General features: G+C 68.9%; 18 protein-coding genes, 1 tRNA gene and 1 pseudogene. 14 read left to right on the top strand and 6 right to left on the bottom strand.

Features of this window, described 5'->3' with window-relative positions:
- Positions 1 to 110: 110 nt before the first annotated feature.
- Positions 111 to 1,559, bottom strand: coding sequence for an SWFGD domain-containing protein (locus HHL28_RS10190; protein WP_075768539.1), 1,449 nt, complete (start codon positions 1,557 to 1,559; stop codon positions 111 to 113).
- 170 nt (positions 1,560 to 1,729) lie between these two features.
- On the opposite strand from HHL28_RS10190, the gene HHL28_RS10185 reads away from it, so the two are divergent.
- The 8 genes from HHL28_RS10185 (at position 1,730) to HHL28_RS10150 (ending at position 5,611) form a co-directional block, all read left to right on the top strand.
- Positions 1,730 to 2,011, top strand: coding sequence for a YciI family protein (locus tag HHL28_RS10185; protein ID WP_075768540.1), 282 nt, complete (start codon positions 1,730 to 1,732; stop codon positions 2,009 to 2,011).
- Between the two features lie 43 nt (positions 2,012 to 2,054).
- Entirely contained in the window at positions 2,055 to 2,477 is a 423-nt protein-coding gene (locus HHL28_RS10180; protein WP_075769128.1) for an EVE domain-containing protein, read from the top strand.
- Positions 2,470 to 2,811 carry a Rieske (2Fe-2S) protein gene (locus HHL28_RS10175; RefSeq protein ID WP_083698795.1) on the top strand — a complete coding sequence of 114 codons (342 nt, stop codon included), beginning with the start codon at positions 2,470 to 2,472 and terminating at the stop codon, positions 2,809 to 2,811. The genes HHL28_RS10180 and HHL28_RS10175 overlap by 8 nt, the downstream gene beginning before the upstream one ends.
- Positions 2,727 to 3,020 (top strand): DUF1674 domain-containing protein, encoded by a 294-nt coding sequence (locus HHL28_RS18575; RefSeq protein WP_404326905.1) that lies wholly within the window; start codon positions 2,727 to 2,729, stop codon positions 3,018 to 3,020. The genes HHL28_RS10175 and HHL28_RS18575 overlap by 85 nt, the downstream gene beginning before the upstream one ends.
- 153 nt (positions 3,021 to 3,173) lie before the next feature.
- Positions 3,174 to 3,641 (top strand): thermonuclease family protein, encoded by a 468-nt coding sequence (locus HHL28_RS10165; RefSeq protein WP_075768543.1) that lies wholly within the window; start codon positions 3,174 to 3,176, stop codon positions 3,639 to 3,641.
- Positions 3,642 to 3,703: 62 nt separating this feature from the next.
- Positions 3,704 to 4,354 (top strand): hypothetical protein, encoded by a 651-nt coding sequence (locus tag HHL28_RS10160; RefSeq protein ID WP_075768544.1) that lies wholly within the window; start codon positions 3,704 to 3,706, stop codon positions 4,352 to 4,354.
- 64 nt (positions 4,355 to 4,418) lie between these two features.
- Complete coding sequence (locus tag HHL28_RS10155; RefSeq protein ID WP_075768545.1) at positions 4,419 to 5,159, top strand: 2OG-Fe(II) oxygenase; 741 nt, start codon at positions 4,419 to 4,421, stop codon at positions 5,157 to 5,159.
- A gap of 11 nt (positions 5,160 to 5,170) precedes the next feature.
- Positions 5,171 to 5,611, top strand: a complete 441-nt coding sequence (locus tag HHL28_RS10150; RefSeq protein WP_075768546.1) for an NUDIX hydrolase — start codon at positions 5,171 to 5,173, stop codon at positions 5,609 to 5,611.
- Here HHL28_RS10150 and HHL28_RS10145 read toward each other — a convergent pair.
- From HHL28_RS10145 to acs, 3 genes and pseudogenes are all read right to left on the bottom strand, one after another.
- The gene (locus HHL28_RS10145) at positions 5,608 to 6,045 is read right to left on the bottom strand and encodes a type II toxin-antitoxin system VapC family toxin (protein WP_075768547.1); all 438 of its coding nucleotides are present in this window, start codon (positions 6,043 to 6,045) and stop codon (positions 5,608 to 5,610) included. The genes HHL28_RS10150 and HHL28_RS10145 overlap by 4 nt on opposite strands.
- Positions 6,042 to 6,293, bottom strand: a complete 252-nt coding sequence (locus HHL28_RS10140; protein WP_075768548.1) for an AbrB/MazE/SpoVT family DNA-binding domain-containing protein — start codon at positions 6,291 to 6,293, stop codon at positions 6,042 to 6,044. Before HHL28_RS10140 ends, HHL28_RS10145 begins: the two co-directional genes overlap by 4 nt.
- Before the next feature lie 130 nt (positions 6,294 to 6,423).
- Positions 6,424 to 8,363: pseudogene (gene acs, locus HHL28_RS10135) on the bottom strand (acetate--CoA ligase).
- 449 nt (positions 8,364 to 8,812) lie between these two features.
- Between acs and HHL28_RS10130 the strand changes: the two are divergent.
- Together HHL28_RS10130 and HHL28_RS10125 are read left to right on the top strand one after the other, a co-directional pair.
- Entirely contained in the window at positions 8,813 to 9,073 is a 261-nt protein-coding gene (locus HHL28_RS10130) for a hypothetical protein (protein ID WP_075768550.1), read from the top strand.
- Between the two features lie 153 nt (positions 9,074 to 9,226).
- Positions 9,227 to 9,583, top strand: a complete 357-nt coding sequence (locus HHL28_RS10125; RefSeq protein WP_075768551.1) for a hypothetical protein — start codon at positions 9,227 to 9,229, stop codon at positions 9,581 to 9,583.
- Positions 9,584 to 9,635: 52 nt separating this feature from the next.
- On the opposite strand, the gene tyrS is transcribed toward HHL28_RS10125, so the two are convergent.
- The gene (gene tyrS, locus HHL28_RS10120; protein ID WP_075768552.1) at positions 9,636 to 10,898 is read right to left on the bottom strand and encodes a tyrosine--tRNA ligase; all 1,263 of its coding nucleotides are present in this window, start codon (positions 10,896 to 10,898) and stop codon (positions 9,636 to 9,638) included.
- Between the two features lie 83 nt (positions 10,899 to 10,981).
- Here tyrS and HHL28_RS10115 point away from each other — a divergent pair, with 83 nt between their 5' ends.
- On the top strand, positions 10,982 to 12,055 hold the full coding sequence (locus tag HHL28_RS10115) for an anhydro-N-acetylmuramic acid kinase (RefSeq protein ID WP_075768553.1): 1,074 nt from the start codon (positions 10,982 to 10,984) through the stop codon (positions 12,053 to 12,055).
- A gap of 130 nt (positions 12,056 to 12,185) precedes the next feature.
- Here HHL28_RS10115 and HHL28_RS10110 read toward each other — a convergent pair.
- A tRNA-Thr gene (locus tag HHL28_RS10110) sits at positions 12,186 to 12,261 on the bottom strand.
- 176 nt (positions 12,262 to 12,437) lie between these two features.
- Here HHL28_RS10110 and HHL28_RS10105 point away from each other — a divergent pair.
- The 3 genes from HHL28_RS10105 (at position 12,438) to murA (ending at position 14,642) form a co-directional block, all read left to right on the top strand.
- The gene (locus HHL28_RS10105) at positions 12,438 to 12,596 is read left to right on the top strand and encodes a hypothetical protein (RefSeq protein WP_169655076.1); all 159 of its coding nucleotides are present in this window, start codon (positions 12,438 to 12,440) and stop codon (positions 12,594 to 12,596) included.
- Positions 12,597 to 12,700: 104 nt separating this feature from the next.
- Complete coding sequence (gene dcd / locus HHL28_RS10100; protein ID WP_075768554.1) at positions 12,701 to 13,255, top strand: dCTP deaminase; 555 nt, start codon at positions 12,701 to 12,703, stop codon at positions 13,253 to 13,255.
- A gap of 100 nt (positions 13,256 to 13,355) precedes the next feature.
- Positions 13,356 to 14,642: a UDP-N-acetylglucosamine 1-carboxyvinyltransferase gene (gene murA / locus HHL28_RS10095; protein ID WP_075768555.1), complete on the top strand. Its 1,287-nt coding sequence runs from the start codon at positions 13,356 to 13,358 to the stop codon at positions 14,640 to 14,642.
- The last annotated feature ends 53 nt before the right edge of the window (positions 14,643 to 14,695 follow it).

Below are 14,695 nucleotides of genomic sequence, written 5' to 3'. Positions count from 1 at the left end.
GGATGTCCAGGCGGTGTGGCCCGCTGCAATGGCACAAGTAGCTGTTCCCATTAAGGAAAAAGGCCGCCCTGTTGCCAGGGCGGCCCTATTGTCGATTACCCCGGCCAGTTTCACTTCCGCGTCGTCGTGCCCGACGTGCCGGTGGTGGCGCCGGTGCCGCCGCTGCTGGGGGTGCTGCCCAGGTCGCTGACGGCGTTGCTGCCAGAGGCGGTGTCGCCCGTCCGCACCGTGCTGGTGCTGCCGGTGCCGCCGCCCATGGAGCCCAGGCCGGCGCTGGCATTGTTGGTGCCGCCGATGCTGCCCGTGCCCTCGAAGCTGCTGCCGGTGGAGCGGTCACCCGTCCCGGTGCTGCCGCCGCTGTTGTTCAGCGCGCCCATCCCGGCGTTGGAGATGCCGCCGCCGGTGCCGCCCGACAGGCCGCCGGCGCCCAGGGCACCGCTCATGCCCGCGGCGCTGGTGCCATAGCTGCTGCTGCCATAGCCGCCGAAGCTGGTGGAGCTGCCGCGCTGCTGGACGCGAAGGTTGTTCTGCACATGCTTCACGCCCATGACAGCCTCGGCCACGTCCTCGGCCCGGCGCTTCTCCTCCCGGCTGTTGACGGTGCCGGTCAGGGTGACCTCGCAGCCGCTCACGGCCACGTCGATCTCGCTGGCGTCCACCCGCGGGTCGGCGGTCAGCCGGTCGCTCACATCCTCTTGGATGCGGCTGTCGGAGCGCTGGTAGTTGCGCGGGCCGCGGCCCACATGGTGCTGCGCCCCGTCATCGCCCCGGCGGGCGTCCATCTCGCGCCGGCGCTCGGCATCGTCGGAGCCGAACCAGCTCTTCACCTCGTCCCCCGCGCGGGAGAAGAAACCGCGCTCATTGTCGTCCCGGCCACCGCCGGAGGAGGAACCGTAGGAGGAGCCGTAGCTGCCCCCGCCATAGCCGCCGCGGCTGACGTTGGGGCTGCCGAAGTTATAGTCGCGGGCGCCGAAGTCCCGGTCCACCCGCTCCCGGAAGCCGCCACCCAGGGCGCCGCCGCCGCCATAGTTGGAGCCATAGCTGCGGGAGGAATAATCCTCGCCGGACCGGCCGTAGTCGCGGTCGCCATAGGACCGGCTGCCATAATCCCGCGAGCCATAGTCCCGTTCCCGCGAGCCGAACTCCTGCCGGTCATAGTCGCGGTTGCCCATCAGGCGGGAACCATAGTCGCGGGACGATTCGTTGTAGCTGCCGCCCATGCTGCCCGAGCCATATTCCCGCCCACGGCCGAAGAACCGGTCCTCGTCGCCATAGCCGCGGCTGCCGCCGGAGCCGGACTGCTCGGAATAGCCGCGCATGTCGTCGCGCATGCCCTGGGCATAGTCGGTGCGGCCATAGTCGCGCCCCTCACGGGAATAGTCCGCGCCGCTGCGGCCATAATCGCGGGAGCCCTGGTCGCGGGCGCCGTAATAATCCCGGTCGCCGCGGTTATAGCCCTCACCGGTGAACTCGCGCCGGAACTCCTCGGCATAGCCGCGGAGGCCCCGGTTGTCGCCGCGGGATCGGTCACCGCGGTAGCGATCGTCGTGGTCCGCCATGGTTGTGCGCTCCTCGTCTTTGCCTTTTCGGGAAGGATGGGCCGGCCACGCGGCCAGCGCCTCCCCAACAGGCGGGGCGCCCGAACATCACCCTTGGTTGACGCTTTATCGCGGGGCGCCCCCGCGCTAAGGTCCCGGCCGACTCATCCGAACGCCGAGGGGACCCCCACATGGCCTTCATCCTGGAATGCCTGGACAAGCCGGGCGCGCTCGACACCCGCTTGGCCAACCGGCCGGCCCACCTGGCCTACATCGAGGCCAACATCGCCAAGGTCATGATCGCCGGCCCGATCCTGACGGAGGAGGGCAGCCCCATCGGCAGCCTGCTGGTGCTGGATTTCGACACGAAGGCAGAGGTTGAGGCCTTCGCCGCGGCCGACCCCTATGCGCAGGCGGGGCTGTTCGCCAGCACCACCATCCGACCCTTCCGCAAGGTCTTTCCGGCGGCTTGAGCCGCCCGATCCCATGCCCGTGCAACGCAAATCGGAGCCCACCATGGCCTTCTGGCTGGTGAAGTCGGAGCCCTTCAAATACTCCTGGGACAAGTTCGTGGCCGACGGCCGCACCCATTGGGACGGGGTGCGCAACCACCAGGCAGCCAACAATCTGAAGGCCATGCGGGTGGGCGACCAAGCCTTCTTCTACCATTCCAACGAAGGGCTGGAGATCGTCGGCATCGCCGAGGTGGTGCGGGAGGCCTATCCGGACCCCTCCGATGAATCCGGCAAGTTCGTCATGGTGGATCTGAAGCCGGTGACCCCGGTAAAGGTGCCCGTGACGCTCCAGCAGATGAAGCAGGACCCGGTCCTGTCGCAGATGCAGTTGATCAAGCAATCGCGCCTGTCCGTCTGCCCGGTGACGCCGGAGCAGTGGGCCCACGCCTGCCGCCTCGCGGGGGTCGAGCTTGCCGGTGCTTGATCCGGGCACCGTCCTCTGCGCCCTTTCCGACATCCCCGACGGCCAGGCCAAGGGGATCGAGGGCGGGCAGGGGGAGCGGAAGGTGAAGTTCCTGGTGGCCCGCCGTGGCGACCAGGCCTTCGGCTATTTCAACGCCTGCCCCCATGTGGGCGTGCCCCTGGACTGGGGCGACGACCGGTTTATGAGCCTGGACGGCCAGCACCTGCAATGCGGCACCCATGGCGCCCTGTTCCGGGTGGAGGATGGCTTCTGCGTCTCCGGCCCCTGCCAGGGCCGGCGCCTGCGCCCGCTGGCGGTCTCCGTGGACGCCGACGGGCAGGTCGTCGCCGACTGACCCCACCTTGGCATCCCGTTCACCCAGCGCCATATCAGGCCCATGACCAACACCGACACCAAGCCCCAGGCCACCGAGGCCACCCCGCCCGCCGCCGACCCGCCAAGAAGCCGGCCGCCCAGCCGCCCGGTGAGATCGGCGGGCCTGCCGGCCCGGAGCCCACGCGCTATGGTGACTGGGAACAGGGCGGCCGGTGCAGCGACTTCTAATTCTAGTGTAGGTAAGCGCGCCTATTATCCCCCTGGCGCGTGCAAAATGGTCTATTCCTGCGGGATATATAGGACCATCATCCCGATTGCGCTTCATCGAGACCGGGTTCTGGGGTATGGTCAGACCATGATCCCAAGGCCGACAGGTCTCCCGTGCGCACCGTCCTAAGTAGCGTTGCCCTCCTGGCCCTGCTGTCCGCCCCCGCCGGGGCGGTGGAGCGGCTGTCCGGCCCCGTGCCGGCGGAGGTGCTGGAGGTGGTGGACGGCGATACCCTGGCCGTCCGCGCCACCGTCTGGCTGAACCAGGCGGTGGAGACCCGGGTGCGGGTGGACGGCATCGACACGCCGGAGACCCGTTCCCGCTGCAAGGCGGAAAAGGAACTGGCCCAGGAAGCCAAGGCGCGGCTGAAAGCCCTTGTGGCCCGGGGCGATGCCCAGGTGCGCCTGCTGGACGTGCAGGACGACAAGTTCGGCGGGCGCGTCCGGGCCCGGGTGGTGCTGGCCGACGGCACGGACCTGGCCAAGACCCTGATCGCCGACGGCTTAGCCCGGCCCTACAAGGGCGGCAAGCGCCTGCCCTGGTGCGGGGCGGGCGGCGTGCTGAAGCGGGATATCGGGTAGCGCAGGGGAACCCGTGACCCCTGTCCGCGTTCCGTCCTTACCGACGCGACGGAGGACAGCCCTTGCGAACCCTTAAGTTTGCCCGCGCCGCGCGGCTTTCCCTGCTCTTGGCGACCTCGGCCCTGCTGGCGATGCCGGCCCTGGCGCAGCAGCCGGCGGAGCCGCCGCCCCAGCCGCAGGTGGTCCCTGTCCAGCCCAGCACCCCGGCGAGCCCCGCGCCGGCCCCCGACTCCCCCCTGCCGCCCGGCAACCCCGGCTTCGCCCTGGTGGTCCAGGGCAACGTGCCCGGCATGGAGCCCGCCGCCTTCGCGGAATCGGTCATGAAGGCCCTGCCGGAGCAACTCACCGACCCGACCCGCAACTTCACCCGGGGCGAGGGCTTCGACCCGAAGGCGGAGCACCGCATGGTCATGGTTTTCCATGGCGACGACCAGCTGGACCCGCGCGGCCTGTGCGCCACGGTGGCCAAGGAACAGGCCGCGCCCGCCGCCAACGCCGGCTTCCTGGACCTGAAAAGCACCGTCCGCGTGGCGGGCGCCTTCTGCAAGGGGGAGGAGGCGCTGAGCACCGCCACCAACCAGGTCAGCGGTGAGCTGCGTCCCGACCAGGCCAGTTTCCGCTTCTTGGTGTCCGACGTGGCGAAACAGCTCTTCCCCAGCGGCTTCGACGTGCTGCCCGGCATGGGGGCGTCCGCCTCGACCCGCACGCGCTGAGGGGCCTGGACCGGCGGCGGGCTTCCGGCTATGCAGCGGGTGACCTGCCGCCGGGAACCCGCCCATGACCGCCGAGCCGCCCATCCGCCTTCACCCTGACCTGGAACGGCCGGAAGCGCGGGCCGCCATCGCGGAAAGGCTGCGCCAACACGGGCGCGCCCACATCCCCGGCATACTCGACCCCGCCGCGGCCCAGCGGCTGCACCGCTGCCTCGTCTCCGAGGTGCCCTGGAACGTCATCTTCAACGAAGGGGACAAGGTCCACGCCCTGGCGCCCCAGCAATATGCCGCCCTGACCCCGGACAAGCAGGCCTGGCTGGCCAACCTGATCCGCACCAGCGCGCGCCAGGGCTTCCAGTACATCTATTGCAACTACCCGGTCTGGGACCTGTACCAGCGGGACCCGAACCAGCCGCTCTACGTGTTCCGGCTGCTGGAGTTCCTGAACAGCGAACCCTTCCTGGACTTCGTGCGGGAGATCAGCGGCGTCCCGACCATCGCCATGGCCGACAGCCAAGCCACCCTGTTCAAGCCCCACCACTTCCTGACCGGCCACACCGACCTGGGCACGTCAGCCCAGAAGCGCAAGCTGGCCTATGTGCTGAACCTGACCCCGGAATGGCGCACCGAGTGGGGCGGCATCCTGGAGTTCACCGACCCGGCCGGCAACGTGCTGGAAGGCTTCATCCCCAGCTTCAACGCCCTGAACCTCTTCCACGTGCCCACCCCCCACCATGTCAGCTACGTCACCCCCTTCGCCGGGGCGGGGCGCTACAGCATGACCGGGTGGCTGCGGGAGAGGTGAGGGGAGGGGCCATGCCCGACGCGATCCGCCGCCACATCCGCGCCGTGGCCGTGGTCCGCCAGGGCGGCCGCGTCCTGCTGCATCGGCAGGACGGGGACGGCTTCTGGTCCCTGCCCGGCGGCGGGATCGAGCCGGGGGAGACCAGCGCCCAGGCCGTGGCACGCGAGCTGCGGGAGGAGCTGGGCCGCACCGCCACCGTGGGCTCGCTGCTCTGGGTTGTGGAGAACCAATTCACCTATGCGGGCACGGGTTTCATCGAGGTGGGCTTTTGCTACGATGCCACCATCCCCGACCTGCCCACCAACCCGTTCCGTGGGGTGGAGCCGCGGCTGGAGTTCGCCTGGTTCGACCTGGACGGGCTTGAGGGTGTGGACCTGAGGCCGGCGGTGCTGAAGGAGTGGCTGCCGTTGCCGCCGACGACCGTGCGTCACCTTGTGGCAACGGCCGATTAGGGGCGCGACGCCCCCGCCTCGACCAGTTCGACGGGATCGGCCGCAGCGATGCCGGACGCGGCCAGCTTTCTCACGGCCGATCTGTCGAAGCTGGCAAAAACAACCCCGCCGCTTTGTTGTCCCTGGAAGGCGATGACGCCATCCGCGAAGTCACCGCCCTGCCTGAGGAGGGCCAACCCGGCTTCGACCGACGGCGTGTCCGTCTCGACGGTCCCGGCCTCCAGTAGGCGCTCGATGGCTGCGGCAATATCCGCCGCGGGCAACCTGTAACCCCTACCCAACACCCAGGCCATCTCGCACAAGGCAGGCACGGGGATGGATACGATCTCCGCCTGATCCAGCATCAGCCGTGCCACCGCGGCCTGGGCGGGGTCGTCCTCGGTGATGACGCGGACCAGGATGTTCGTGTCCGCGGTGACCCTTAGCCGCCTCATCGCTCTCCGGCCCAACCTGCCGCGATGATGTCGTTCATCTCCTCGACGGTCAGGGTCGGCTGCCCGGGCCGCTTCAGCATGCCGAACACGTCGGAGATCGGCCGGGTCGGCTTGGCGCGCACCTGCATCCGCCCCCCGGGCAGGAGGTCGATCTCCAGCTTGTCACCAGCCTTGGCCCCGAGGTGCTCCAGCACCTCCTTGCGGAGGGTCACCTGGCCCTTGGCCGTCACCGTCAACATGATGCCCATGGCGCCAATCCCGCAAGGGTTCCGTGCCTTACAAGCTAACGGCCTGCCAGCGCATCGGCAACACCACACCCAACGAAAACGGCGGCCGGGTTGCCCCGGCCGCCGTCTCTCACTCCACCGAACCGGCCGTTCAGCCGCGGTTCATGCGGTTGCCCACCAGGTCGGTGACCACGTTGGGGTCGGCCAGGGTGCTGGTGTCGCCCAGGGCCTCGTACTCGTTGGCGGCGATCTTGCGCAGGATGCGGCGCATGATCTTGCCGGAACGGGTCTTGGGCAGGCCCGGCGCCCACTGGATCAGGTCCGGTGTGGCGATGGGGCCGATCTCCTTGCGGACCCAGGTCACCAGCTCCTTGCGCAGCTCGTCGCTGGGCTCCTCGCCGGCGTTCAGGGTCACATAGGCATAGATGCCCTGGCCCTTCAGGTCGTGCGGGTAGCCCACCACCGCGGCCTCCGCCACCTTCGGGTGGGCGACCAGGGCGCTCTCGATCTCCGCCGTGCCCATGCGGTGGCCGGACACGTTGATCACGTCATCCACGCGACCGGTGATCCAGTAGTACCCGTCCTTGTCGCGGCGGCAGCCGTCACCGGTGAAGTACTTGCCGGCGAAGGTGCTGAAATAGGTCTGCACGAACCGCTCATGGTCGCCGAAGACCGTGCGCATCTGGCCGGGCCAGCTGTCGGCGATGCAGAGGTTGCCCTCCGTCTCCCCCTCCAGCAGGTTGCCCTCATTGTCCACCACCACGGGCTTGACGCCGAAGAAGGGCAGGGTGGCCGAACCGGGCTTCTGGCCGATGGCGCCGGGCAGCGGGCTGATCAGGATGCCGCCCGTCTCCGTCTGCCACCAGGTGTCCACGATGGGCAGCGGCCGTCGCCGACCACGTTGTAGTACCAGAGCCAGGCCTCGGGGTTGATGGGCTCACCCACGCTGCCCAGCACCCGCAGGGAGGCGCGGCTGGTCCGCTTCACCGGGCCCTCGCCCTCGCGCATCAGCGAGCGGATGGCGGTGGGGGCGGTGTAGAAGATGTTGACCTTGTGCTTGTCGATGACCTGCCAGAACCGGCTGACGTCGGGGTAGTTGGGGATGCCCTCGAACATCAGCGTGGTGGCGCCGTTGGCCAGCGGGCCATAGACGATGTAGCTGTGGCCGGTCACCCAGCCCACGTCGGCGGTGCACCAGTAGATGTCGCCGTCATGGTAGTCGAAGACGTACTCGTGCGTCATGGACGCATAGACCAGGTAGCCGCCCGTGGTGTGCAGCACGCCCTTGGGCTTGCCGGTGGACCCGGACGTGTACAGGATGAACAGCGGGTCCTCGGCCCCCAGCTCCTCCGCCGGGCAGTCGCTGGACACGCTGGACATCTCGTCGTCGTACCAGAGATCGCGGCCCTCGGTCCAAGCCACGGCGCCGCCGGTGCGCTTCACCACCAGCACGGACTTGACCACGTCCAGCCCGGCCACGGCCTTGTCCACGTTGGCCTTCAGCGGCACCTTGCGGCCGCCGCGCAGGCCCTCGTCCGCCGTGATGACCAGGGCGCTCTCGCAGCCCTCGATGCGGTCCTTCAGGCTGTCGGGGGAGAAGCCGCCGAAGACGATGGAGTGGATGGCGCCGATGCGGGCGCAGGCCAGCATGGCGTAAGCGGCCTCCGGGATCATCGGCAGGTAGATGGTGACCCGGTCACCCTTCTTGACCCCGTGCTTCTTGAACACGTTGGCCAGGCGGCAGACGTTCTGGTGCAGCTCGGCATAGGAGATGTGCCGGCTCTCCTCCGGGCTGTCGCCCTCCCAGATGATGGCCGTCTGGTCGGCGCGGGTGGCCAGGTGCCGGTCGATGCAGTTGTAGGCGACGTTGGTCGTGCCGTCCTCGAACCAGCGGATGTGCACGTCGCCGGTATAGGAGGTGTCCTTGACCTTGGTGTAGGGCTTGAACCAGTGGATGCGCTTGCCGTGTTCGCCCCAGAAGCCCTCGGGGTCCTTGATGGACTGGTCGTACATGGCCTGGTACTTGGCCGCGTCGACCCAGGCGCTGCGGGCGACGTCCTCTTGCACCGGGAAGAACGTGTTGTTGCTCATGGGCTGGTTATCCCCCCGCGGGTTCTGGTTTGATCCATGGTCGGCACCGGAAAGAGGGGCGCCGCCGATCCCTAGCGTTTCCTGATTATCCCGCGGCGCGGTCGGTTGCTCAAGCCGATCCACCTCCACGGCGGCCTAGACCTTAGTAGGCCGGTCCCCAGGCCTTGCGGCCAGACATATCAACCGGGGGCCGGTTCCGGGACACGAAAATTCATCCGTCCTCCCCGCTGCGACATCTATGCACGGTCCCCCGTCACGGTCGTTGATCCATCTCAACCTGTTGCTCATCCTTTAGTGGCTGTCCGGGACCGATTCGACCGTCCGTTCGGCTAGGACATTGGCCGGTCGCGCCCATCCCATGGGTGCGGAATCCGACCATACGTGTTAGTCTGCTCCCGACAGCGAAAAGCGCCGACACAAGGCGCACCGGACGGGACCGAGGGGAACCCATGTCAGACGAATGGCAAGGCGGCGGGCTGCCCAGCGGGCGCCGCGGACCGCAGGAGGAGGTGCCGGGCAGCCCGGCCCATCTCAGCCGCATCGCCAACCGCACGACACTGATGTCCATCGACGCGCTGCTGGCCTCCCTGCCGAAGCAGGACCACGGCTATGTCGATGCCGCGATGGAGGCCCGCATCCTTGCCCGCCGGCTCCAGGCCACGTCCGACGACCTGCGTGCCGCCATGCCGGGCTGCCTGTCGCGGGCCTGAAGGCAAGGCACCCCGCTGTTCGCTAATGCTCTCGCCACGCAGAGGGGGCGGGGCCACCCCGCTTCCCCGGCGCGATGCCCGCTCGGCCCATCCTGTTCACCCGGTCCCTTCCGGCCCGTGTAGCCGGGATCGAAGAACAGAGGGAGAGACAGCATGGCCAACAGCAGCCAGCAGGGCACGGGAAAGCACCCGCACAAGAGCGCGGCCGAACCCTATCCCCACACCAAGGACGACGGGGGCGGCCGCCAGTCCGCCAGCGACAGCAGCCGATCCGAGAGCCACCAGTCCGACAACAGCCGCCAGTCGGCCTCCGGCAATGACGGCAAGCGCTCGGACAACAACCGCTCCGACAGCGGCAAGTCCGACACCGGCCGCCAGTCCGCCAGCGGCGGCTCCCCCAGCACGGGGCAGGGGGCCGACGACCTGAAGAGCCGGGAATACAAGGACGCCGACGGCAACGTCCACCACCACACCCGCGCCTACATGGAGCAGCACAAGGGCGAGAAGTAAGCCCTGTCGCGGATGGCCGGGGCGGGCATGGCACCCGCCCCGGCCGTACCCGTCACGATGCCCGCACCAGCGCGTGCTTCTTCTTGCCCAGGGACAGCTTGGCGGCACCGTCGCTGACCAAGTCCGCTGCCGTCACCTTGGCGAACTCGTCACTCACCGGCTGGTCGTTCAGCTTCACCGCCCCCTGCTTGATCTGCCGCCGGGCCTCGGCGTTGGACGCCACCAGCCCCGCCCTGGCCAGCAGGGAGAAGACGGTCACTCCGTCCGCCAGCTCCGCCCCCGCCACCTCCACGGTGGGCAGGCCCTCCGCCAGAGCCCCCTGCTCGAAGGTGCGGCGGGCCGTCTCCGCCGCGGCCTCCGCCGCCTCGGGGCCGCGGACCAGCTTGGTGATCTCCGTGGCCAGGATCTTCTTGGCCTCGTTGATCTCGGCCCCTTGCAAGGCTTCCAGCCGGGCGATCTCATCCAACGGCAGCTCGGTGAACAGCTTCAGGAAGCGGCCCACGTCCGCGTCCTCCGTGTTGCGCCAGTACTGCCAGAAGTCCCAGTCGGACAGGCGGTCGCTGTTCAGCCACACGGCCCCGGCGGCAGTCTTGCCCATCTTGGCGCCCGACGCGGTGGTCAGCAGCGGGCAGGTCAGGCCGAACAAATCCTTGTTGGCGATGCGCCGGCCCAGATCCACGCCGTTGACGATGTTGCCCCACTGGTCGCTGCCGCCGGTCTGCAACACGCAGCCGTAGCGCCGGTTCAGCTCCACGAAATCATAGGCCTGGAGGATCATGTAGTTGAATTCCAGGAAGGTCAGCGGCTGCTCCCGGTCCAGCCGCAGGCGGACGCTGTCGAAGGTCAGCATGCGGTTGATGGTGAAGTGCCGGCCCACGTCCCGCAGGAAGGGGATGTATTCCAGCCGGTCCAGCCAATCCGCGTTGTTCACCAGCAGGGCGCCGTTGGGGCCGAAGTCGAACAGCCGGTCGAACGCCGTCTTGATCTTGGCGATGTTGGCGTCGATGGCCTCGTTGGTCAGCAGCTGCCGCGTCTCGTCCCGGCCGGAGGGGTCGCCGATCTTGGTGGTGCCGCCGCCCATCAGCAGGATGGGCTTGCCGCCGCACTTCTGGAGCCAGCGCTGCATCATGGTGGGCAGCAGGTGCCCCACATGCAGGCTGTCCGCCGTGGCGTCGTAGCCGTTGTAGGCCACCAGCCCGCCCGCGCCCAGGGCCTTGTCCAAGGCCTCCACGTCCGTGGCCTGGTGGTAATAGCCCCGCTCCAGCATCACGCGCAGGAAGTCGGACTTCACGGATGAAGGCAGGGGCGTGGTCATGTCACGGAACCTGTTGAGCGTTGCGTAAGGGCGTGTCTGTTATCATGTCGGATGCCCCCGGACAAATCTGACGGATCCCACGCATGCCAGACACGACCCTCGCCATCGGCTTGATGAGCGGCACTTCCCTGGACGGGATCGACGCCGCCCTGCTGCGCACGGACGGGCGCGGGGTGGCAGAGGCGGGTGCCTTCCTGACCGTGCCCTACCGGCGGGCCTTCCGCGACAGGCTGCGCGCCGTGCTGGGCGGGCAGGGGGACGTGGCGGGGGTGGAGCGGGAACTGACCGAGCTGCATGCCGCCGCGGTGGACAGCCTGTTGGGCATGGCGGGCGTGGAGCGGGAAGAGGTCGGCCTGGTCGGATTCCACGGGCACACCATCCTGCACGCGCCGGAGCAGCGCCGCACCTGGCAGATCGGCGACGGCGCCTTGCTGGCCACCCTGACCGGCATCCCCGTGGTGAACGATTTCCGCAGCGCCGACGTGGCGGCGGGCGGGCAGGGGGCGCCGCTGGTCCCCCTCTACCACCAGGCCCTGGCGACGGACCTGGACAGGCCCCTTGCCGTGCTGAACATCGGCGGCGTGGCCAACGTGACCTGGCTGGGGGCCGGGGAGCTGGACGTTGCCGCCTTCGACACCGGCCCGGGCAACGCCTTGGTGGACGATTGGGTGCTGCGCCACACGGGCGATCCCTTCGACGATGGCGGCCGCATCGCCGCCAAGGGCACGGTGGACGAGGGCATCCTGGCCGCCCTGCTGGCCCATCCCTATTTCACCGCGCCGTTCCCGAAGAGCCTGGACCGGGACGCCTGGTCGGCCGACGCGGTGGCCGGCCTGTCGCTGGAGGACGGGGCCGCCACCCTGACCGCCTTCACCGCGGCTTCCATCGCGGCGGCGGCCGAGCACCTGCCCAGCCGCCCGGCGCGCTGGCTGGTCACCGGCGGCGGGCGGCGCAACGACACGCTGATGTGGATGCTGGCCCGACGCCTGCGCGCGCCCGTCTCCCCTGTGGACGCGGTGGGCTGGAACGGGGATTCGCTGGAGGCGGAGGCTTTCGCCTACCTGGCCGTCCGCAGCCGGCTGGGCCTGCCCCTTTCCGTCCCGGGCACCACGGGCGTGCCGCAGCCCATGACCGGCGGGCGCTATTGGGCGGCGTGAGACCCGTAGGTCGGATTAGCGGCCGCAAGGTCGCGTAATCCGACGCGCCGAAGGCGGTCGTCATGGATGTCGGATTACGGCGCGCCGCGCCTGATCCGACCTACGATTTACCGATTTTGGGGAGGGGGAATGGTGCTGCCGATTGGAATCGAACCAACGACCTCGTCCTTACCAAGGACGCGCTCTACCGACTGAGCTACGGCAGCAACCTTTCGTCACCCCGGCGTCCGTCCGCCGAAGTGGCGCGCTATGTGCCACAGGGTTTCCGGGCTTGCAACACAAATCGCCCGGCTCGCCACAGTTTTTCCGCCGACTTGACGGGAAGCCGCGGAAAGCCTGGAATCCGGCCAACGGATGCCACACGCCACTCCCCGGGAGCACCATGACCACCCCGCCGAAAAAATCCCCGCCCCAGAAGGACGACCGCAAGGACCGCCTGGCCCAGGCCCTGCGCGACAACCTGCGCAAACGGAAAGAACAAGAGCGCGGGCGGGAAGTGACGGACCCGGCGCCCGTCACCCCGACGGAGGGGGCGGCCTAGGCATCCCGTCCCGCTTGGCAGGACCGTACCCGGTGGGCTACCAAGGATCGTGCGTCACGCGCCACCGATCCCCAACCCGCTGACCCCAACCCGCCGAGGTCCCCATGCCCATCATGCCCGACACCTGGATTCGCGACATGGCGACCACCAAGGGCATGATCGAGCCGTTCACGGAGGCGCAGAAGCGGGAAGGGGTGATCTCCTACGGCCTGTCCTCCTACGGCTACGACGCAAGGGTGGCGGACGAGTTCAAGATCTTCACCAACGTGGACAACGCCGTCGTCGACCCCAAGCGGTTCGATGAGACGAGCTTCGTGGACCGCAAGACCGACGTCTGCGTCATCCCGCCCAACAGCTTCGCCCTGGCCCGGACGGTGGAATATTTCCGCATCCCCCGCGACGTGCTGGTGGTCTGCCTGGGCAAGTCCACCTATGCCCGCTGCGGCCTGATCGTGAACGTCACCCCGCTGGAGCCGGAGTGGGAGGGCCATGTGACGCTGGAGATCAGCAACACCACGCCGCTGCCGGCCAAGGTCTATGCCAATGAGGGGCTGTGCCAGTTCCTGTTCTTCCAGGGCGCGACCCCGTGCGAGGTCTCCTATGCCGACCGGGCCGGCAAATATATGGGCCAGAAGGGCGTGACCCTGCCGCGGCTCTGAAGGTTTCCTGCCGCAGGCATACCCCGCGTTAACCATGCTTCGGCCATGGTCCCGGCCGACAGTCCCCGCCCGTCCCCACCCCCGAGCCTCAGAACCTGCCATGGACAAGCTCCGTATCCGCGGTGGCCGCACGCTGAAGGGCGAGATCGCCATCAGCGGGGCCAAGAACGCCGCCCTGCCGCTCCTCGCCGCCTGCCTCCTGACGGAGGAGACGCTGACGCTGCGGAACCTGCCGCACCTGGCGGACATCGTCACCATGTCCAACCTGCTGGCCCAGCACGGCGTCGGCGTGGTGGTGAACGGCAAGGGCACCAGCTATGAGGGGCGGGATGTCCATCTGGACGCCGCCAACATCACCAACCTGACCGCCCATTACGACCTGGTCCGCAAGATGCGCGCCAGCGTGCTGGTGCTGGGCCCCCTGGTGGCCCGGTTCGGGGAGGCGAAGGTGTCGCTGCCCGGGGGCTGCGCCATCGGCCCCCGCCCCGTCGACCTGCACATCAAGGGCCTGCAGGCCATGGGGGCGGAGATCGATATCGAGGGTGGCTACATCCTGGCCAAGGCTCCCAAGGGCGGGCTGAAGGGGGCGGAGATCGTCTTCCCCCAGGTCTCCGTGGGCGCGACCGAGAACCTGATGATGGCGGCGGCCCTGGCAGACGGGGAGACCACCCTGGTCAACGCCGCCCGGGAGCCGGAGATCGGCGACCTTGCCCGCTGCCTGATCGCCATGGGGGCGGACATCGACGGCGTGGGCAGCGACCGGCTGCGCATCCGCGGCAAGAAGACCCTGCACGGCGCCACCCACGCCATCCTGCCGGACCGGATCGAGGCCGGCACCTATGCCATGGCCGCCGCCATCACCGGCGGCGACCTGGAGCTGCTGGGCGCCCGGCTGGACGACCTCCGCGCCATGGCCAAGATCCTGGCCGGCGCGGGCGTGACCTTCACGGAGACGGAGCGCGGCCTGCGCGTCGCCCGCACCGGCGACCTGATCGGCGTGGACGCCATGACCGAGCCGTTCCCCGGCTTCCCCACCGACCTCCAGGCCCAGATGATGGCCCTGATGTGCGTGGCCAAGGGCGCCAGCATGATCACGGAGACCATCTTCGAGAACCGCTTCATGCACGTGCCGGAACTGGCGCGCATGGGCGCCAACATCACCGTGCACGGCGCCTCCGCCCTGGTGCGCGGCGTGCCGAAGCTGACCGGCGCGCCCGTCATGGCCACGGACCTGCGCGCCTCGGTTTCCCTGGTGCTCGCCGGCCTGGCGGCGGAGGGGGAGACGGTGGTCAACCGCATCTACCACCTGGACCGGGGCTATGAGCATTTGGAAGAGAAGCTCATCGCCTGCGGGGCGGATATGGAACGTCTGCGGGACGCTTCCTAAATATGGGGCCGTGGCGGTCCCGTGCGGGACCGCCGGGGCTTGCCAAGGGGTGG

Source organism: Aerophototrophica crusticola, from assembly GCF_012913305.1.
Taxonomy (GTDB): Bacteria; Pseudomonadota; Alphaproteobacteria; order Azospirillales; family Azospirillaceae; genus Niveispirillum; species Niveispirillum crusticola.
The sequence above is the reverse complement of the archived record's forward strand: the minus strand, read 5'-3'. Positions and strand labels throughout refer to the sequence as shown.